The organism is Streptomyces sp. SDT5-1 (assembly GCF_052245995.1).
Lineage (GTDB): Bacteria > Actinomycetota > Actinomycetes > Streptomycetales > Streptomycetaceae > Streptomyces.
The window spans coordinates 6,065,388-6,080,734 of sequence record NZ_CM125963.1; the positions used below are offsets into that span (position 1 = coordinate 6,065,388).

A 15,347-nucleotide genomic window follows, 5' to 3' on the forward strand; every position below is an offset into this window, starting at 1 on the left:
GCATACGAGGGGAAGCGCCCTCTCGCCGCCGCCGGTCCTCGGTAGTGGCCCCCGGAGACGCAAGAGGATCCCCGGGAGCTTCGATCGAAGACCGGCCCGCACCCAAGGCGCGCTTCTCCGTACCGTCCCCCGGCCACACGGGCCGAGCGGGACAAAAGACGCATCAGACGAAAGCAAACGGAGAGATCGCTAGTGGAGAACGAGACCCACTACGCCGAGGCCGTCATCGACAACGGCTCCTTCGGCACCCGCACCATCCGCTTCGAGACGGGCCGCCTGGCCCGCCAGGCCGCCGGCTCCGCCGTCGCCTACCTCGACGACGACACGATGGTGCTGTCGGCCACCTCGGCCTCGAAGAGCCCCAAGGACCAGCTCGACTTCTTCCCCCTGACGGTGGACGTCGAGGAGCGGCAGTACGCCGCGGGCAAGATCCCCGGCAGCTTCTTCCGCCGTGAGGGTCGCCCCTCCGAGGACGCCATCCTCACCTGCCGCCTCATCGACCGCCCGCTGCGCCCGTCCTTCAAGAAGGGCCTGCGCAACGAGATCCAGGTCGTCGCCACGGTCATGGCGCTCAACCCCGACCACCTGTACGACGTCGTGGCGATCAACGCCGCGTCCGCGTCCACGCAGCTGGCCGGCCTGCCCTTCTCCGGCCCGGTCGGCGGCGTCCGCGTCGCGCTGATCAACGGCCAGTGGGTCGCCTTCCCGACGCACACCGAGCTCGAGGACGCCGTCTTCGACATGGTGGTCGCCGGTCGCGTCCTCGAGGACGGCGACGTCGCGATCATGATGGTCGAGGCCGAGGCCACCGAGAAGACCATCAAGCTGGTCGAGGGCGGCGCCGAGGCGCCGACCGAGGAGGTCGTCGCCGCCGGTCTCGAGGCCGCCAAGCCCTTCATCAAGGTGCTGTGCAAGGCCCAGTCGGACCTCGCCGCGAAGGCCGCCAAGCCGACCGCCGAGTTCCCGATCTTCCTGGACTACCAGGACGACGTGCTCGAGGCCCTCACGGCCGCCGTCAAGACCGAGCTCTCCGCCGCCCTCACCATCGCGGGCAAGCAGGAGCGCGAGGCCGAGCTGGACCGCGTCAAGGGTCTCGCCGCCGAGAAGCTCCTCCCGGAGTTCGAGGGCCGCGAGAAGGAGATCTCCGCCGCGTACCGCTCGCTGACCAAGTCCCTGGTCCGTGAGCGCGTCATCAAGGAGAAGAAGCGCATCGACGGCCGCGGTGTCACCGACATCCGCACCCTGGCCGCCGAGGTCGAGGCCATCCCGCGCGTGCACGGCTCGGCGCTGTTCGAGCGTGGCGAGACCCAGATCCTGGGCGTCACCACCCTCAACATGCTCCGCATGGAGCAGCAGCTGGACACCCTCTCCCCGGTGACCCGCAAGCGCTACATGCACAACTACAACTTCCCGCCCTACTCCGTCGGTGAGACGGGCCGCGTGGGCTCCCCGAAGCGCCGCGAGATCGGCCACGGCGCGCTCGCCGAGCGCGCGATCGTGCCGGTCCTGCCGACGCGCGAGGAGTTCCCCTACGCGATCCGCCAGGTCTCCGAGGCGCTGGGCTCGAACGGCTCGACGTCCATGGGCTCGGTCTGCGCCTCCACCATGTCGCTGCTGAACGCCGGTGTGCCGCTGAAGGCCCCCGTCGCCGGTATCGCCATGGGCCTGATCTCCCAGGAGATCAAGGGCGAGACGCACTACGTCGCCCTGACCGACATCCTCGGTGCCGAGGACGCCTTCGGTGACATGGACTTCAAGGTCGCCGGTACGAAGGACTTCGTGACGGCCCTCCAGCTGGACACGAAGCTCGACGGCATCCCGGCCTCCGTCCTGGCCGCCGCCCTCAAGCAGGCCAAGGACGCCCGCCTCCACATCCTCGACGTGATGATGGAAGCGATCGACGTCCCGGACGAGATGTCCCCGAACGCGCCGCGGATCATCACGGTCAAGATCCCGGTCGACAAGATCGGTGAGGTCATCGGCCCGAAGGGCAAGATGATCAACCAGATCCAGGAGGACACCGGCGCCGACATCACGATCGAGGACGACGGCACCATCTACATCGGTGCCGCCGACGGCCCGGCCGCCGAGGCCGCCCGCGCCACGATCAACGGCATCGCCAACCCGACCATGCCGGAGGTCGGCGAGCGCTACCTGGGCACCGTCGTGAAGACGACGACCTTCGGCGCGTTCGTGTCGCTGCTCCCGGGCAAGGACGGTCTGCTGCACATCTCGCAGATCCGCAAGCTCGCCGGCGGCAAGCGCGTGGAGAACGTCGAGGACGTCCTCGGTGTGGGCCAGAAGGTCCAGGTCGAGATCGCCGAGATCGACTCCCGCGGCAAGCTCTCCCTCATCCCCGTGATCGAGGGCGAGGACGGCGACGAGGCGAAGAAGGACGACGCCGACAAGTGACGTCCCGTAGCACCAGGACGACGGCCCGCACCTCTTCGGAGGGGCGGGCCGTCGCCCGTACCCAAACCCTCATCAAGGGCGCGAACGGCATCGGTACGGTCCGCAAGACGACGCTGCCGAACGGCCTGCGCATCGTCACCGAGACCCTCCCCTCGGTCCGCTCGGCCACCTTCGGCATCTGGGCACACGTCGGCTCGCGCGACGAGACGCCGACGCTGAACGGCGCGACGCACTACCTCGAGCACCTGCTCTTCAAGGGCACCAAGAAGCGCAGCGCGCTCGACATCTCGGCCGCGATCGACGCGGTCGGCGGCGAGATGAACGCCTTCACCGGCAAGGAGTTCACCTGCTACTACGCGCGCGTGCTCGACACCGACCTGCCCCTTGCGATCGACGTGGTCTGCGACATGCTGACCGGCTCGCTCATCGAGGAGGAGGACGTCGACGCGGAGCGCGGCGTGATCCTCGAAGAGATCGCGATGACGGAGGACGACGCGGGCGACTGCGTGCACGACCTGTTCGCGCACACCATGCTCGGCGACACCCCGCTCGGCCGCCCGGTCCTCGGCTCGGTCGACACGATCAACGCGCTGGGCCGCGGCCAGATCTCGCGCTTCTACAAGAAGCACTACGACCCGACGCACCTCGTCGTCGCCGCGGCGGGCAACGTCGACCACAACAAGGTCGTCCGCCAGGTCCGCGCCGCCTTCGAGAAGGCCGGCTTCGACGCCACCGGCGCCGCGCCCCTGGGCCCGCGCGCCGGCCGCAGGACGCTGCGCACCGCGGGGCGCATGGAGCTCGTCAACCGCAAGACGGAGCAAGCGCACGTCATCCTCGGCATGCCGGGCCTCTCCCGCACCGACGAGCGCCGCTGGGCGATGGGCGTGCTCAACACGGCCCTCGGCGGCGGCATGTCCTCCCGCCTCTTCCAAGAGGTCAGGGAGAAGCGCGGCCTGTCGTACAGCGTGTACTCGTACACCTCGGGCTTCGCCGACTGCGGACTGTTCGGCGTCTACGCCGGCTGTCGGCCCAGCCAGGTGCAGGACGTGCTGAAGATCTGCCGCGAGGAGCTCGACCACGTCGCCGAGCACGGCATCAGCGACGACGAGATCGACCGCGCCATCGGCCAGCTCCGCGGCTCCACGGTCCTCGGGCTCGAGGACACCGGGGCGCTCATGCACCGCATCGGCAAGAGCGAGCTGTGCTGGGGCGAGCAGCTGTCGGTCGACGCGATGCTCGACCGGATCTCGGCGGTGACCCCGGACGAGGTGCGCGCGGTCGCACGCGACATCCTGGGACAGCGGCCGTCCCTGTCGGTCATCGGCCCGATCAAGGACAAGCAGGCGTCGCGCCTGCAAGAAGCGGTCGCGTAAGCGCCCCTCACTGAAGGATGACGGAGATCATGAGCAAGCTGCGCGTGGCGGTTCTCGGAGCCAAGGGCCGCATCGGTTCCGAGGCCGTACGGGCCGTCGAGGCGGCCGAGGACATGGAGCTGGTCGCGGCCCTCGGCCGGGGCGACAAGCTGGACGTCCTCGTCGAGTCCGGCGCCCAGGTGGCCGTCGAGCTGACGACGCCAGACTCGGTGATGGAGAACCTGGAGTTCTGCGTACGCCACGGGATCCACGCCGTCGTCGGCACCACCGGCTGGACCGACGAGCGCCTCGCGCAGCTGAACGAGTGGCTCGCGAACTCCCCGGAGACGGGCGTGCTCATCGCCCCGAACTTCTCCATCGGCGCGGTCCTGACCATGAAGTTCGCGGAGGCGGCGGCGCCGTACTTCGAGTCCGTCGAGGTCATCGAGCTGCACCACCCGAAGAAGGTCGACGCCCCGTCCGGCACGGCCGGCCGCACCGCCCAGCTGATCGCCGCGGCCCGCGAGAAGGCCGGCAGCGCGCCGCAGCCCGACGCCACGGCCACCGCGCTCGACGGGGCGCGCGGCGCGGACGTCGACGGCATCCCGGTGCACTCGGTGCGCCTGCGCGGCCTCCTGGCGCACCAGGAGGTGCTGCTCGGCGGCGAGGGCGAGACGCTGACGATCCGGCACGACTCGCTGCACCACAGCAGCTTCATGCCCGGCATCCTGCTCGGCGCCCGCAAGGTCACGACGCACCCCGGCCTCACCTTCGGCCTGGAACACTTCCTCGACCTGAACGGCTGACCTGCTGCGATGCGCGCGAAAATCACGTATGCCGTCACGGCCGTCGTCCTGGTCTTCTACTTCGTCCTGGCCGGCGACCGCGGCGTCATGCTTCTGAGGCAGGGCACGGCACTGACGATCACCTTCGGTGTCGCGGTGCTGATCCTGCCGCTGATCGGCGTGTGGTTCCTGTGGGCGAACACCCGGTTCGTCACCAAGGCGAACCGGCTCGCCGAACTCCTGGAGTCGGAGGGCGGTCTGCCCGTCGACGAGCTGCGGCGCGACCAGTACGGCCGGATCGACCGCGACTCGGCCGACGAGGTCTTCGCGCGCCGCAAGGCCGAGACCGAGGACGCGCCGGGCGACTGGCGCTGCTGGTTCCGGCTCGCGGTCGCCTACCGGGACGCGCGGGACACCCCGCGCGCGCGGAAGGCGATGCAGCGCGCGATCGCCCTCCACGAGGGCCGCTCGATCGGCGCCTGACGGCTCAGCGGCGCGGCCGGTACTCCTCGGCCCACACCTCGACGGTGTCGGCGGCCCGGTCGAAGGCCGTGGCCCGCCCGAGGAAGTCCGCGCTGTGGCTCGTGAGCAGCGTCGTGTGATCCCCCTGCTGATCCCGCTGTACGAGGACCAGGGCCTGCCCCTGCACGGTGCGGGGCAGCCCGAGCCAGCGCACGGGCTGCTGCACCGTACGCGCGGTGACGACCCGGTCCCACGGAGCGGTCCGGGTGACGAAGAAGCCGACGTGCCGCAGCCCGCGCGCGCTCACCCAGGTGCCCATCCGCAGCAGCCGCAGCGCCGCGGCGATGATCAGCACCGCGAGGACGCCGCAGATCGTCGCGGCGGACGTGTCGCCCGCGACGGCGATGATCACCGAGGCGAACAGCACGTACGACGCCAGGAGCAGCAGCACCGCGGCCGCGCCCACCCGGTACGGGCCCGGGCGGTACGGGCGGCGCCACTGGTCGCGGTCGTCGAAGGGCAGCGGGATGTCCGCCGCCTCGTCCAAAGCACGGTCGGCCGTCAGGAAGGGCAGGGGCACGACGGGTCCTCACTCGGTCCACGCGGTATGGGGGCTGTGCCCGGTGAGGCTATCCGGGGCCGCACCGCCCTTCCACCCCAGGGGGGCCGGAGGGGTGTGCCTCCGGTCAGCGACCGTCGGAGGCCTCCGACTGCTGGGTGTGCTGCGTGGTCTGGTCGATCGACAGCGCCGGCATCCCGATCAGCAGGGAGCCCACGAGACCGGCCACGACGGTGAGGCCGACGAGCGCGCGACCGGCGATCTGGCCGGGTGAGGGACGCTCGGGGGCGGGCGGTGTGACGTTGCTGCGGAACTTGTCGGCTTCGGCGATGAAGGCGAACGGTACGGGCTCGCGCCGACGGAACATGGGACTGCTTCTCCTCAAGCGACTCAAGATGCTCGAACAAAGTGTGTTCATCTACACAGACGAGCGATCGCTTCAAAGGGTGCCCTGTTTCGCCAAATTCACCAAACTTCGCTCCCGTTCGCCTGAGATCGGCGCGAGAGCGAGCGAATGCCCTGTTGTCAGTGGCGGCCCGTAGAGTGGGCGCCGCCCTGGAGACAGTGATCGGAAGGACCCCGGCAGCATGACCGAAACCCCAGCTGAAGACCTCAAGCCGACGTTCCGCGGCGACGTCACCGTCGAGCTGGTGAAGCACACCGCGAGCGACTCGGACGTGCTGTTCGCGGCCCGCGTCTCCACGGTCGGCGAGCAGTCGATCGACGAGCTGTCGAAGGACCCCGAGCGCTCCAAGGGCCTCATCAACTACCTGATGCGGGACCGGCACGGCAGCCCCTTCGAGCACAACTCGATGACGTTCCTGATCAGCGCCCCGATCTTCGTCTTCCGCGAGTTCATGCGGCACCGCGTGGGCTGGTCGTACAACGAGGAATCCGGTCGCTACAGGGAGCTCCAGCCGACGTTCTACGTCCCGGACGCCGAGCGGAAGCTGGTCCAGGAGGGCCGCCCCGGCAAGTACCAGTTCGTCGAGGGCACGCAGGCGCAGCAGGAGCTGACGGGCCGCGTGATGGAGGACTCGTACCGCCAGGCGTACGAGGCGTACCAGGAGATGCTGGCCGCGGGTGTCGCCCGCGAGGTGGCTCGCGCTGTGCTTCCGGTCGGCCTGTTCTCGTCGATGTACGCGACGTGCAACGCGCGCTCGCTGATGCACTTCCTCGGCCTGCGCACGCAGCACGAGCTGGCCAAGGTGCCGTCCTTCCCGCAGCGGGAGATCGAGATGGTCGGCGAGAAGATGGAGGCGGAGTGGGCGAAGCTCATGCCGCTGACGTACGCGGCGTTCAATGCCAACGGGCGGGTCGCGCCGTAGTCCTGGCACCGGCACACATGTACGGACACTCGACCGAAGTGTCCGTATTGCGGCATTTCCAAAAGTTCATCTAGCCTGATCAAACGGACCCGGCACTGCTTGAACCCCCGAGCAGGCAGTGCCGGGCTCCGCCTTTGTTCCGACTTGTCGCATCCCCCGAGGGGGGACCCGGTACTGAGCAGCGAGTAGCGTGTTACCCATGGCTCCGACCTCGACTCCGCAGACCCCCTTCGGGAGGGTCCTCACCGCCATGGTCACGCCCTTCACGGCGGACGGCGCACTCGACCTCGACGGCGCGCAGCAGCTCGCCGCCCATCTGGTGGCAGCAGGCAATGACGGCCTGGTCGTCAACGGCACCACCGGCGAGTCCCCGACCACCAGCAACGCGGAGAAAGCGGATCTCGTACGAGCCGTCGTCGAGGCCGTCGGTGACCGCGCGCACGTCGTCGCGGGCGTCGGCACCAACGACACGCGCCACAGCATCGAGCTCGCCCGCGAGGCCCAGCAGGCCGGCGCGCACGGCCTGCTCACCGTGACGCCGTACTACAACAAGCCCCCGCAGGAGGGCCTGCTCCGCCACTTCACAGCGATCGCCGACGCGACCGAACTGCCCGTGATGCTGTACGACATCCCGGGCCGCAGCGGCGTACCGATCAACACGGACACCATCGTCCGGCTCGCCGAGCACCCGCGCATCGTCGCCAACAAGGACGCCAAGGGCGACCTCGGCCGCGCCTCCTGGGCGATCGCCCGCTCGGGCCTCGCCTGGTACTCCGGCGACGACATGCTCAACCTGCCGCTGCTCTCCGTCGGCGCCTGCGGCTTCGTCTCGGTCGTCGGCCACCTGGTCGCGCCCGAGCTGCGCGCCATGCTCGACGCCTTCTCCGCCGGCGACGTGACCAAGGCGACCGAGATCCACCAGAAGCTGCTCCCGGTCTTCACCGGCATGTTCCGCACCCAGGGCGTCATCACGACGAAGGCCGCGCTCGGCCTCCAGGGCGTCCCCGCCGGACCGCTGCGCCTGCCTCTCGTGGAACTCACCCCCGAAGAAACGGCCCAGCTCAAGATCGATCTTGCCGCCGGCGGGGTACAACTCTGATCACAGACTTGGCAAAGCCTCACAACTGAATGAACAGAATCACCAACTGAAGAGCACGACCCCGGAACCACCACAACTGCTACTGCACGAACGTCATGCGCGCCACGTGCCTACAGGTACGTGGCGCGTGTGGTTGAGGAGAGTCTTTTGAGTCATCCGCATCCTGAACTCGGCGCCCCGCCGAAGCTCCCGAAGGGCGGCCTGCGCGTCACCCCGCTCGGCGGCCTCGGCGAGATCGGGCGCAACATGACCGTCTTCGAGTACGGAGGCCGTCTGCTGATCGTCGACTGCGGAGTGCTCTTCCCCGAGGAGGAGCAGCCCGGAATCGACTTGATCCTGCCGGACTTCACGTCCATCAGGGACCGTCTCGACGACATCGAGGGCATCGTCCTCACGCACGGCCACGAGGACCACATCGGTGCCGTCCCGTATCTCCTGCGCGAGAAGCCGGACATCCCGCTGATCGGCTCCAAGCTGACCCTCGCGCTGATCGAGGCGAAGCTCCAGGAGCACCGCATCCGCCCGTACACCCTCGAGGTGTCCGAGGGCGAGCGCGAGCGGCTCGGCCCGTTCGACTGCGAGTTCATCGCGGTCAACCACTCGATCCCCGACGCGCTGGCCGTCGCCATCCGCACCCCCGCGGGCATGGCGGTGCACACCGGCGACTTCAAGATGGACCAGCTCCCGCTGGACCGTCGCCTGACCGACCTGCCGACGTTCGCGCGGCTCGGCGAGGAGGGCATCGACCTGCTCCTCACCGACTCGACGAACGCCGAGGTCCCGGGCTTCGTCCCGCCCGAGCGCGACATCTCGAACGTGATCCGCGGCGTCTTCGCCGGCGCCCAGAAGCGCATCATCGTCGCGTCCTTCGCCAGCCACGTGCACCGCATCCAGCAGATCCTGGACGCCGCGCACGAGTACGGCCGCCGGGTCGCCTTCGTCGGCCGCTCGATGGTCCGCAACATGGGCATCGCCCGCGACCTCGGCTACCTGAAGGTCCCCGCGGGCCTGGTCGTGGACGTCAAGACGCTCGACGACCTCCCCGACGACGAGGTCGTCCTCGTCTGCACGGGCTCCCAGGGCGAGCCGATGGCGGCGCTGTCCCGCATGGCCAACCGCGACCACCAGATCCGGATCGTCTCCGGCGACACGGTGATCCTGGCGTCGTCGCTGATCCCCGGAAACGAGAACGCGGTCTACCGCGTGATCAACGGCCTGACCCGCTGGGGCGCGAACGTCGTCCACAAGGGCAACGCCAAGGTGCACGTCTCGGGCCACGCGTCCGCGGGCGAGCTCCTGTACTTCTACAACATCTGCAAGCCGAAGAACCTGATGCCGGTCCACGGCGAATGGCGCCACCTGCGCGCCAACGCGGAGCTCGGCGCCCTCACCGGCGTCCCGCACGACCGGATCGTCATCGCCGAGGACGGCGTCGTCGTCGACCTCGTCGACGGCAAGGCCAAGATCTCCGGCAAGGTCCAGGCCGGTTACGTCTACGTGGACGGCCTCTCGGTCGGCGACGTCGGCGAGCCCGCGCTCAAGGACCGCAAGATCCTCGGCGACGAGGGCATCATCTCGGTCTTCGTGGTGGTGGACTCCAGCACCGGCAAGATCACCAGCGGCCCGAACATCCAGGCCCGCGGCTCCGGCATCGAGGACTCGGCGTTCCACGCCGTCATCCCGAAGATCCAGGACGTCCTGGAGAAGTCGGCCCAGGACGGCGTCGTCGAGCCCCACCAGCTGCAGCAGCTCATCCGCCGCACGCTGGGCAAGTGGGTCTCCGACACCTACCGCCGGCGCCCGATGATCCTCCCGGTCGTCGTGGAGGTCTGAGGCACGTAAGGAGCGGGGCGCCTCGATTTGCATCGAGGCGCCCCGCTCCAGTACGTTTACGGCTCCGCTTCAGGGGAACCCGGCGCAATCTGCCCTGGGATCACACCCCAGAGGGGGCGGAAATTCCGACTCAGAATCTCTGATAAAGTCGGTGCCGCCGGAAAGCCGAAAGGCCGGAAAGCGGAGCGGGACCGAGGAAATCGGCCGGTAAAACGGTCTGATAGAGTCGGAAACGCAAAATAGCAAGACCGAAGGGAAGCGCCCGGAGGAAAGCCCGAGAGGGTGAGTACAAAGGAAGCGTCCGTTCCTTGAGAACTCAACAGCGTGCCAAAAATCAACGCCAGATATGTTGATACCCCGTCTCCAGCATCCGCTGGGACGAGGTTCCTTTGAAAAGTCCTTCTTCGGAAGGCGCACAGCGAGGACGCTGTGAACGGTCGGATTATTCCTCCGACTGTTCCGCTCTCGTGGTGTCACCCCGATTACGGGGAAACATTCACGGAGAGTTTGATCCTGGCTCAGGACGAACGCTGGCGGCGTGCTTAACACATGCAAGTCGAACGATGAAGCCCTTCGGGGTGGATTAGTGGCGAACGGGTGAGTAACACGTGGGCAATCTGCCCTGCACTCTGGGACAAGCCCTGGAAACGGGGTCTAATACCGGATGACACTCTTCTCCGCATGGTGAAGGGTTGAAAGCTCCGGCGGTGCAGGATGAGCCCGCGGCCTATCAGCTTGTTGGTGAGGTAGTGGCTCACCAAGGCGACGACGGGTAGCCGGCCTGAGAGGGCGACCGGCCACACTGGGACTGAGACACGGCCCAGACTCCTACGGGAGGCAGCAGTGGGGAATATTGCACAATGGGCGCAAGCCTGATGCAGCGACGCCGCGTGAGGGATGACGGCCTTCGGGTTGTAAACCTCTTTCAGCAGGGAAGAAGCGAAAGTGACGGTACCTGCAGAAGAAGCGCCGGCTAACTACGTGCCAGCAGCCGCGGTAATACGTAGGGCGCAAGCGTTGTCCGGAATTATTGGGCGTAAAGAGCTCGTAGGCGGCCTGTCGCGTCGGTTGTGAAAGCCCGGGGCTTAACCCCGGGTCTGCAGTCGATACGGGCAGGCTAGAGTTCGGTAGGGGAGATCGGAATTCCTGGTGTAGCGGTGAAATGCGCAGATATCAGGAGGAACACCGGTGGCGAAGGCGGATCTCTGGGCCGATACTGACGCTGAGGAGCGAAAGCGTGGGGAGCGAACAGGATTAGATACCCTGGTAGTCCACGCCGTAAACGGTGGGCACTAGGTGTGGGCAACATTCCACGTTGTCCGTGCCGCAGCTAACGCATTAAGTGCCCCGCCTGGGGAGTACGGCCGCAAGGCTAAAACTCAAAGGAATTGACGGGGGCCCGCACAAGCAGCGGAGCATGTGGCTTAATTCGACGCAACGCGAAGAACCTTACCAAGGCTTGACATACACCGGAAAACCCTGGAGACAGGGTCCCCCTTGTGGTCGGTGTACAGGTGGTGCATGGCTGTCGTCAGCTCGTGTCGTGAGATGTTGGGTTAAGTCCCGCAACGAGCGCAACCCTTGTTCTGTGTTGCCAGCATGCCCTTCGGGGTGATGGGGACTCACAGGAGACCGCCGGGGTCAACTCGGAGGAAGGTGGGGACGACGTCAAGTCATCATGCCCCTTATGTCTTGGGCTGCACACGTGCTACAATGGCCGATACAATGAGCTGCGATACCGCAAGGTGGAGCGAATCTCAAAAAGTCGGTCTCAGTTCGGATTGGGGTCTGCAACTCGACCCCATGAAGTTGGAGTTGCTAGTAATCGCAGATCAGCATTGCTGCGGTGAATACGTTCCCGGGCCTTGTACACACCGCCCGTCACGTCACGAAAGTCGGTAACACCCGAAGCCGGTGGCCCAACCCCTTGTGGGAGGGAGCTGTCGAAGGTGGGACTGGCGATTGGGACGAAGTCGTAACAAGGTAGCCGTACCGGAAGGTGCGGCTGGATCACCTCCTTTCTAAGGAGCACTTCTTGGCTGCTTCGGCAGTCCAGAGGCCAGAACATCAGCGAATGTCTGATGCTGGTTGCTCATGGGTGGAACGTTGATTATTCGGCACACTCGGTCAACTCGACTTCCTAGTACTGCTTCGGCGTGGAACGGAACGGAGAGTGGCGAGGGTGTCGGGCACGTTGTTGGGTGTCTGAGGGTACGGACTTGTTCCCGACCTCAATGCCGGCCCCAGTGAACTGCTGCTTCGGTGGTGGGTGATGGGTGGTTGGTCGTTGTTTGAGAACTGCACAGTGGACGCGAGCATCTGTGGCCAAGTTTTTAAGGGCGCACGGTGGATGCCTTGGCACCAGGAACCGATGAAGGACGTGGGAGGCCACGATAGTCCCCGGGGAGTCGTCAACCAGGCTTTGATCCGGGGGTTTCCGAATGGGGAAACCCGGCAGTCGTCATGGGCTGTCACCCGCTGCTGAATATATAGGCAGTGTGGAGGGAACGCGGGGAAGTGAAACATCTCAGTACCCGCAGGAAGAGAAAACAACCGTGATTCCGGGAGTAGTGGCGAGCGAAACTGGATGAGGCCAAACCGTATACGTGTGAGACCCGGCAGGGGTTGCGTGTGCGGGGTTGTGGGATCTCTCTTGATCAATCTGCCGGTTGGTCGACGAGTGAGAAACCGTTGATGTAGGCGAAGGACATGCGAAAGGTCCGGCGTAGAGGGTAAGACCCCCGTAGCTGAAACGTTAGCGGCTCGTTTGAGAGACACCCAAGTAGCACGGGGCCCGAGAAATCCTGTGTGAATCTGGCGGGACCACCCGTTAAGCCTAAATATTCCCTGGTGACCGATAGCGGATAGTACCGTGAGGGAATGGTGAAAAGTACCGCGGGAGCGGAGTGAAATAGTACCTGAAACCGTGTGCCTACAAGCCGTGGGAGCGTCGGAACCAAGCTTGCTTGGTTCTCGTGACTGCGTGCCTTTTGAAGAATGAGCCTGCGAGTTTGCGGTGTGTTGCGAGGTTAACCCGTGTGGGGAAGCCGTAGCGAAAGCGAGTCCGAATAGGGCGATGTAGTAGCGCGCTCAAGACCCGAAGCGGAGTGATCTAGCCATGGGCAGGTTGAAGCGGAGGTAAGACTTCGTGGAGGACCGAACCCACCAGGGTTGAAAACCTGGGGGATGACCTGTGGTTAGGGGTGAAAGGCCAATCAAACTCCGTGATAGCTGGTTCTCCCCGAAATGCATTTAGGTGCAGCGTCGTGTGTTTCTTGCCGGAGGTAGAGCACTGGATAGGCGATGGGCCCTACCGGGTTACTGACCTTAGCCAAACTCCGAATGCCGGTAAGTGAGAGCGCGGCAGTGAGACTGTGGGGGATAAGCTCCATGGTCGAGAGGGAAACAGCCCAGAGCATCGACTAAGGCCCCTAAGCGTACGCTAAGTGGGAAAGGATGTGGAGTCGCAGAGACAACCAGGAGGTTGGCTTAGAAGCAGCCACCCTTGAAAGAGTGCGTAATAGCTCACTGGTCAAGTGATTCCGCGCCGACAATGTAGCGGGGCTCAAGCGTACCGCCGAAGTCGTGTCATTGCAGCTATACGCCCAACGGCGGCTGTGATGGGTAGGGGAGCGTCGTGTGCCGGGTGAAGCAGCGCCGGAAGGTAGTTGTGGACGGTTCACGAGTGAGAATGCAGGCATGAGTAGCGATTCACACGTGAGAAACGTGTGCGCCGATTGACTAAGGGTTCCTGGGTCAAGCTGATCTGCCCAGGGTAAGTCGGGACCTAAGGCGAGGCCGACAGGCGTAGTCGATGGATAACCGGTTGATATTCCGGTACCCGCTGTGACGCGAAAGACATCGAATCCAGTGATGCTAAGGCCGTGAAACCGCCCGCGCCGGCTTTGCCGGTGGTGGGAGTGGTGGAGCCGCTGACCCAAGTTGGTAGTAGGTGAGTGATGGGGTGACGCAGGAAGGTAGTCCAGCCCGGGCGGTGGTTGTCCCGGGGTAAGGGTGTAGGACGTGATCCAGGTAAATCCGGTTCACATGAGTCTGAGACCTGATGCCGAGCCGATTGTGGTGAAGTGGATGATCCTATGCTGTCGAGAAAAGCCTCTAGCGAGTTTCATGGCGGCCCGTACCCTAAACCGACTCAGGTGGTCAGGTAGAGAATACCGAGGCGTTCGGGTGAACTATGGTTAAGGAACTCGGCAAAATGCCCCCGTAACTTCGGGAGAAGGGGGGCCACTTCTGGTGATGACACTTGCTGTCTGAGCTGGGGGTGGCCGCAGAGACCAGCGAGAAGCGACTGTTTACTAAAAACACAGGTCCGTGCGAAGCCGTAAGGCGATGTATACGGACTGACGCCTGCCCGGTGCTGGAACGTTAAGGGGACCGGTTAGTCACATTTCGGTGTGGCGAAGCTGAGAACTTAAGCGCCAGTAAACGGCGGTGGTAACTATAACCATCCTAAGGTAGCGAAATTCCTTGTCGGGTAAGTTCCGACCTGCACGAATGGCGTAACGACTTCTCGACTGTCTCAACCATAGGCCCGGTGAAATTGCACTACGAGTAAAGATGCTCGTTTCGCGCAGAAGGACGGAAAGACCCCGGGACCTTTACTACAGTTTGATATTGGTGTTCGGTTCGGCTTGTGTAGGATAGGTGGGAGACTTTGAACCCGGTACGCCAGTATCGGGGGAGTCGTCGTTGAAATACCACTCTGGTCGTGCTGGATGTCTAACCTGGGTCCGTGATCCGGATCAGGGACAGTGTCTGATGGGTAGTTTAACTGGGGCGGTTGCCTCCCAAAGGGTAACGGAGGCGCCCAAAGGTTCCCTCAGCCTGGTTGGTAATCAGGTGTTGAGTGTAAGTGCACAAGGGAGCTTGACTGTGAGACCGACGGGTCGAGCAGGGACGAAAGTCGGGACTAGTGATCCGGCGGTGGCTTGTGGAAGCGCCGTCGCTCAACGGATAAAAGGTACCCCGGGGATAACAGGCTGATCTTCCCCAAGAGTCCATATCGACGGGATGGTTTGGCACCTCGATGTCGGCTCGTCGCATCCTGGGGCTGGAGTCGGTCCCAAGGGTTGGGCTGTTCGCCCATTAAAGCGGTACGCGAGCTGGGTTTAGAACGTCGTGAGACAGTTCGGTCCCTATCCTCTGTGCGCGTAGGAATATTGAGAAGGGCTGTCCCTAGTACGAGAGGACCGGGACGGACGAACCTCTGGTGTGCCAGTTGTTCTGCCAAGGGCATGGCTGGTTGGCTACGTTCGGGAGGGATAACCGCTGAAAGCATCTAAGCGGGAAGCCTGCTTCGAGATGAGTATTCCCACCCCCTTTGAGGGGTTAAGGCTCCCAGTAGACGACTGGGTTGATAGGCCGGATCTGGAAGCACCGTGAGGTGTGGAGGTGACCGGTACTAATAGGCCGAGGGCTTGTCCTCAGTTGCTCGCGTCCACTGTGTTGGTTCTGAAACCACGAACAACCGTCGAAGCCATGGTTTCGGCTCCGGTT

9 protein-coding genes and 2 rRNA genes are annotated in these 15,347 nt (G+C 65.0%); 9 read left to right on the forward strand and 2 right to left on the reverse strand.

What is annotated here, in order from left to right; genetic code table 11:
• Nucleotides 1–192 precede the first annotated feature (192 nt).
• The 4 genes from ACTWJ8_RS28025 to ACTWJ8_RS28040 are packed head-to-tail and all read left to right on the forward strand — an operon-like array spanning nucleotide 193 to nucleotide 5,032.
• A complete protein-coding gene (locus ACTWJ8_RS28025) occupies nucleotides 193–2,412 on the forward strand; it encodes a polyribonucleotide nucleotidyltransferase (protein ID WP_356389416.1) in 2,220 nt (739 codons plus the stop codon).
• Nucleotides 2,409–3,785 (forward strand): M16 family metallopeptidase, encoded by a 1,377-nt coding sequence (locus ACTWJ8_RS28030; protein WP_356389418.1) that lies wholly within the window; start codon nucleotides 2,409–2,411, stop codon nucleotides 3,783–3,785. The genes ACTWJ8_RS28025 and ACTWJ8_RS28030 overlap by 4 nt, the downstream gene beginning before the upstream one ends.
• A gap of 29 nt (nucleotides 3,786–3,814) precedes the next feature.
• Nucleotides 3,815–4,570 carry a 4-hydroxy-tetrahydrodipicolinate reductase gene (dapB, locus tag ACTWJ8_RS28035; protein ID WP_356389420.1) on the forward strand — a complete coding sequence of 252 codons (756 nt, stop codon included), beginning with the start codon at nucleotides 3,815–3,817 and terminating at the stop codon, nucleotides 4,568–4,570.
• A 9-nt stretch (nucleotides 4,571–4,579) separates the two neighbouring features.
• Nucleotides 4,580–5,032 (forward strand): hypothetical protein, encoded by a 453-nt coding sequence (locus ACTWJ8_RS28040; protein WP_356389422.1) that lies wholly within the window; start codon nucleotides 4,580–4,582, stop codon nucleotides 5,030–5,032.
• Nucleotides 5,033–5,036: 4 nt separating this feature from the next.
• Here ACTWJ8_RS28040 and ACTWJ8_RS28045 read toward each other — a convergent pair whose 3' ends face one another.
• Together ACTWJ8_RS28045 and ACTWJ8_RS28050 are read right to left on the reverse strand one after the other, a co-directional pair.
• Nucleotides 5,037–5,591 carry a hypothetical protein gene (locus ACTWJ8_RS28045; protein ID WP_443260575.1) on the reverse strand — a complete coding sequence of 185 codons (555 nt, stop codon included), beginning with the start codon at nucleotides 5,589–5,591 and terminating at the stop codon, nucleotides 5,037–5,039.
• Between the two features lie 106 nt (nucleotides 5,592–5,697).
• Nucleotides 5,698–5,937, reverse strand: coding sequence for a hypothetical protein (locus ACTWJ8_RS28050; RefSeq protein WP_443260576.1), 240 nt, complete (start codon nucleotides 5,935–5,937; stop codon nucleotides 5,698–5,700).
• A 220-nt stretch (nucleotides 5,938–6,157) separates the two neighbouring features.
• On the opposite strand from ACTWJ8_RS28050, the gene thyX reads away from it, so the two are divergent.
• The 5 genes from thyX to ACTWJ8_RS28075 all read left to right on the forward strand — a co-directional run bounded on the left by thyX (nucleotide 6,158) and on the right by ACTWJ8_RS28075 (nucleotide 15,276).
• Complete coding sequence (gene thyX, locus ACTWJ8_RS28055; protein WP_356389427.1) at nucleotides 6,158–6,898, forward strand: FAD-dependent thymidylate synthase; 741 nt, start codon at nucleotides 6,158–6,160, stop codon at nucleotides 6,896–6,898.
• 199 nt (nucleotides 6,899–7,097) lie between these two features.
• Nucleotides 7,098–7,997, forward strand: a complete 900-nt coding sequence (dapA, locus tag ACTWJ8_RS28060) for a 4-hydroxy-tetrahydrodipicolinate synthase (RefSeq protein WP_356389429.1) — start codon at nucleotides 7,098–7,100, stop codon at nucleotides 7,995–7,997.
• A 147-nt stretch (nucleotides 7,998–8,144) separates the two neighbouring features.
• The gene (locus ACTWJ8_RS28065) at nucleotides 8,145–9,830 is read left to right on the forward strand and encodes a ribonuclease J (RefSeq protein ID WP_443260577.1); all 1,686 of its coding nucleotides are present in this window, start codon (nucleotides 8,145–8,147) and stop codon (nucleotides 9,828–9,830) included.
• 495 nt (nucleotides 9,831–10,325) lie between these two features.
• Nucleotides 10,326–11,851, forward strand: a 16S ribosomal RNA gene (locus tag ACTWJ8_RS28070).
• Between the two features lie 302 nt (nucleotides 11,852–12,153).
• Nucleotides 12,154–15,276 (forward strand): 23S ribosomal RNA (locus ACTWJ8_RS28075).
• The 16S and 23S rRNA genes sit together here, the layout of an rRNA operon.
• Nucleotides 15,277–15,347: the final 71 nt, after the last annotated feature.

What these genes read in the sequence shown, in the direction of transcription:
- dapB (WP_356389420.1), top strand. Translation starts at nt 3,815, where the DNA reads ATGAGCAAGCTGCGCGTGGCGGTTCTCGGAGCCAAGGGCCGCATCGGT.
- ACTWJ8_RS28040 (WP_356389422.1), top strand. Translation starts at nt 4,580, where the DNA reads ATGCGCGCGAAAATCACGTATGCCGTCACGGCCGTCGTCCTGGTCTTC.
- ACTWJ8_RS28050 (WP_443260576.1), bottom strand. Translation starts at nt 5,937, where the DNA reads ATGTTCCGTCGGCGCGAGCCCGTACCGTTCGCCTTCATCGCCGAAGCC.
- thyX (WP_356389427.1), top strand. Translation starts at nt 6,158, where the DNA reads ATGACCGAAACCCCAGCTGAAGACCTCAAGCCGACGTTCCGCGGCGAC.
- dapA (WP_356389429.1), top strand. Translation starts at nt 7,098, where the DNA reads ATGGCTCCGACCTCGACTCCGCAGACCCCCTTCGGGAGGGTCCTCACC.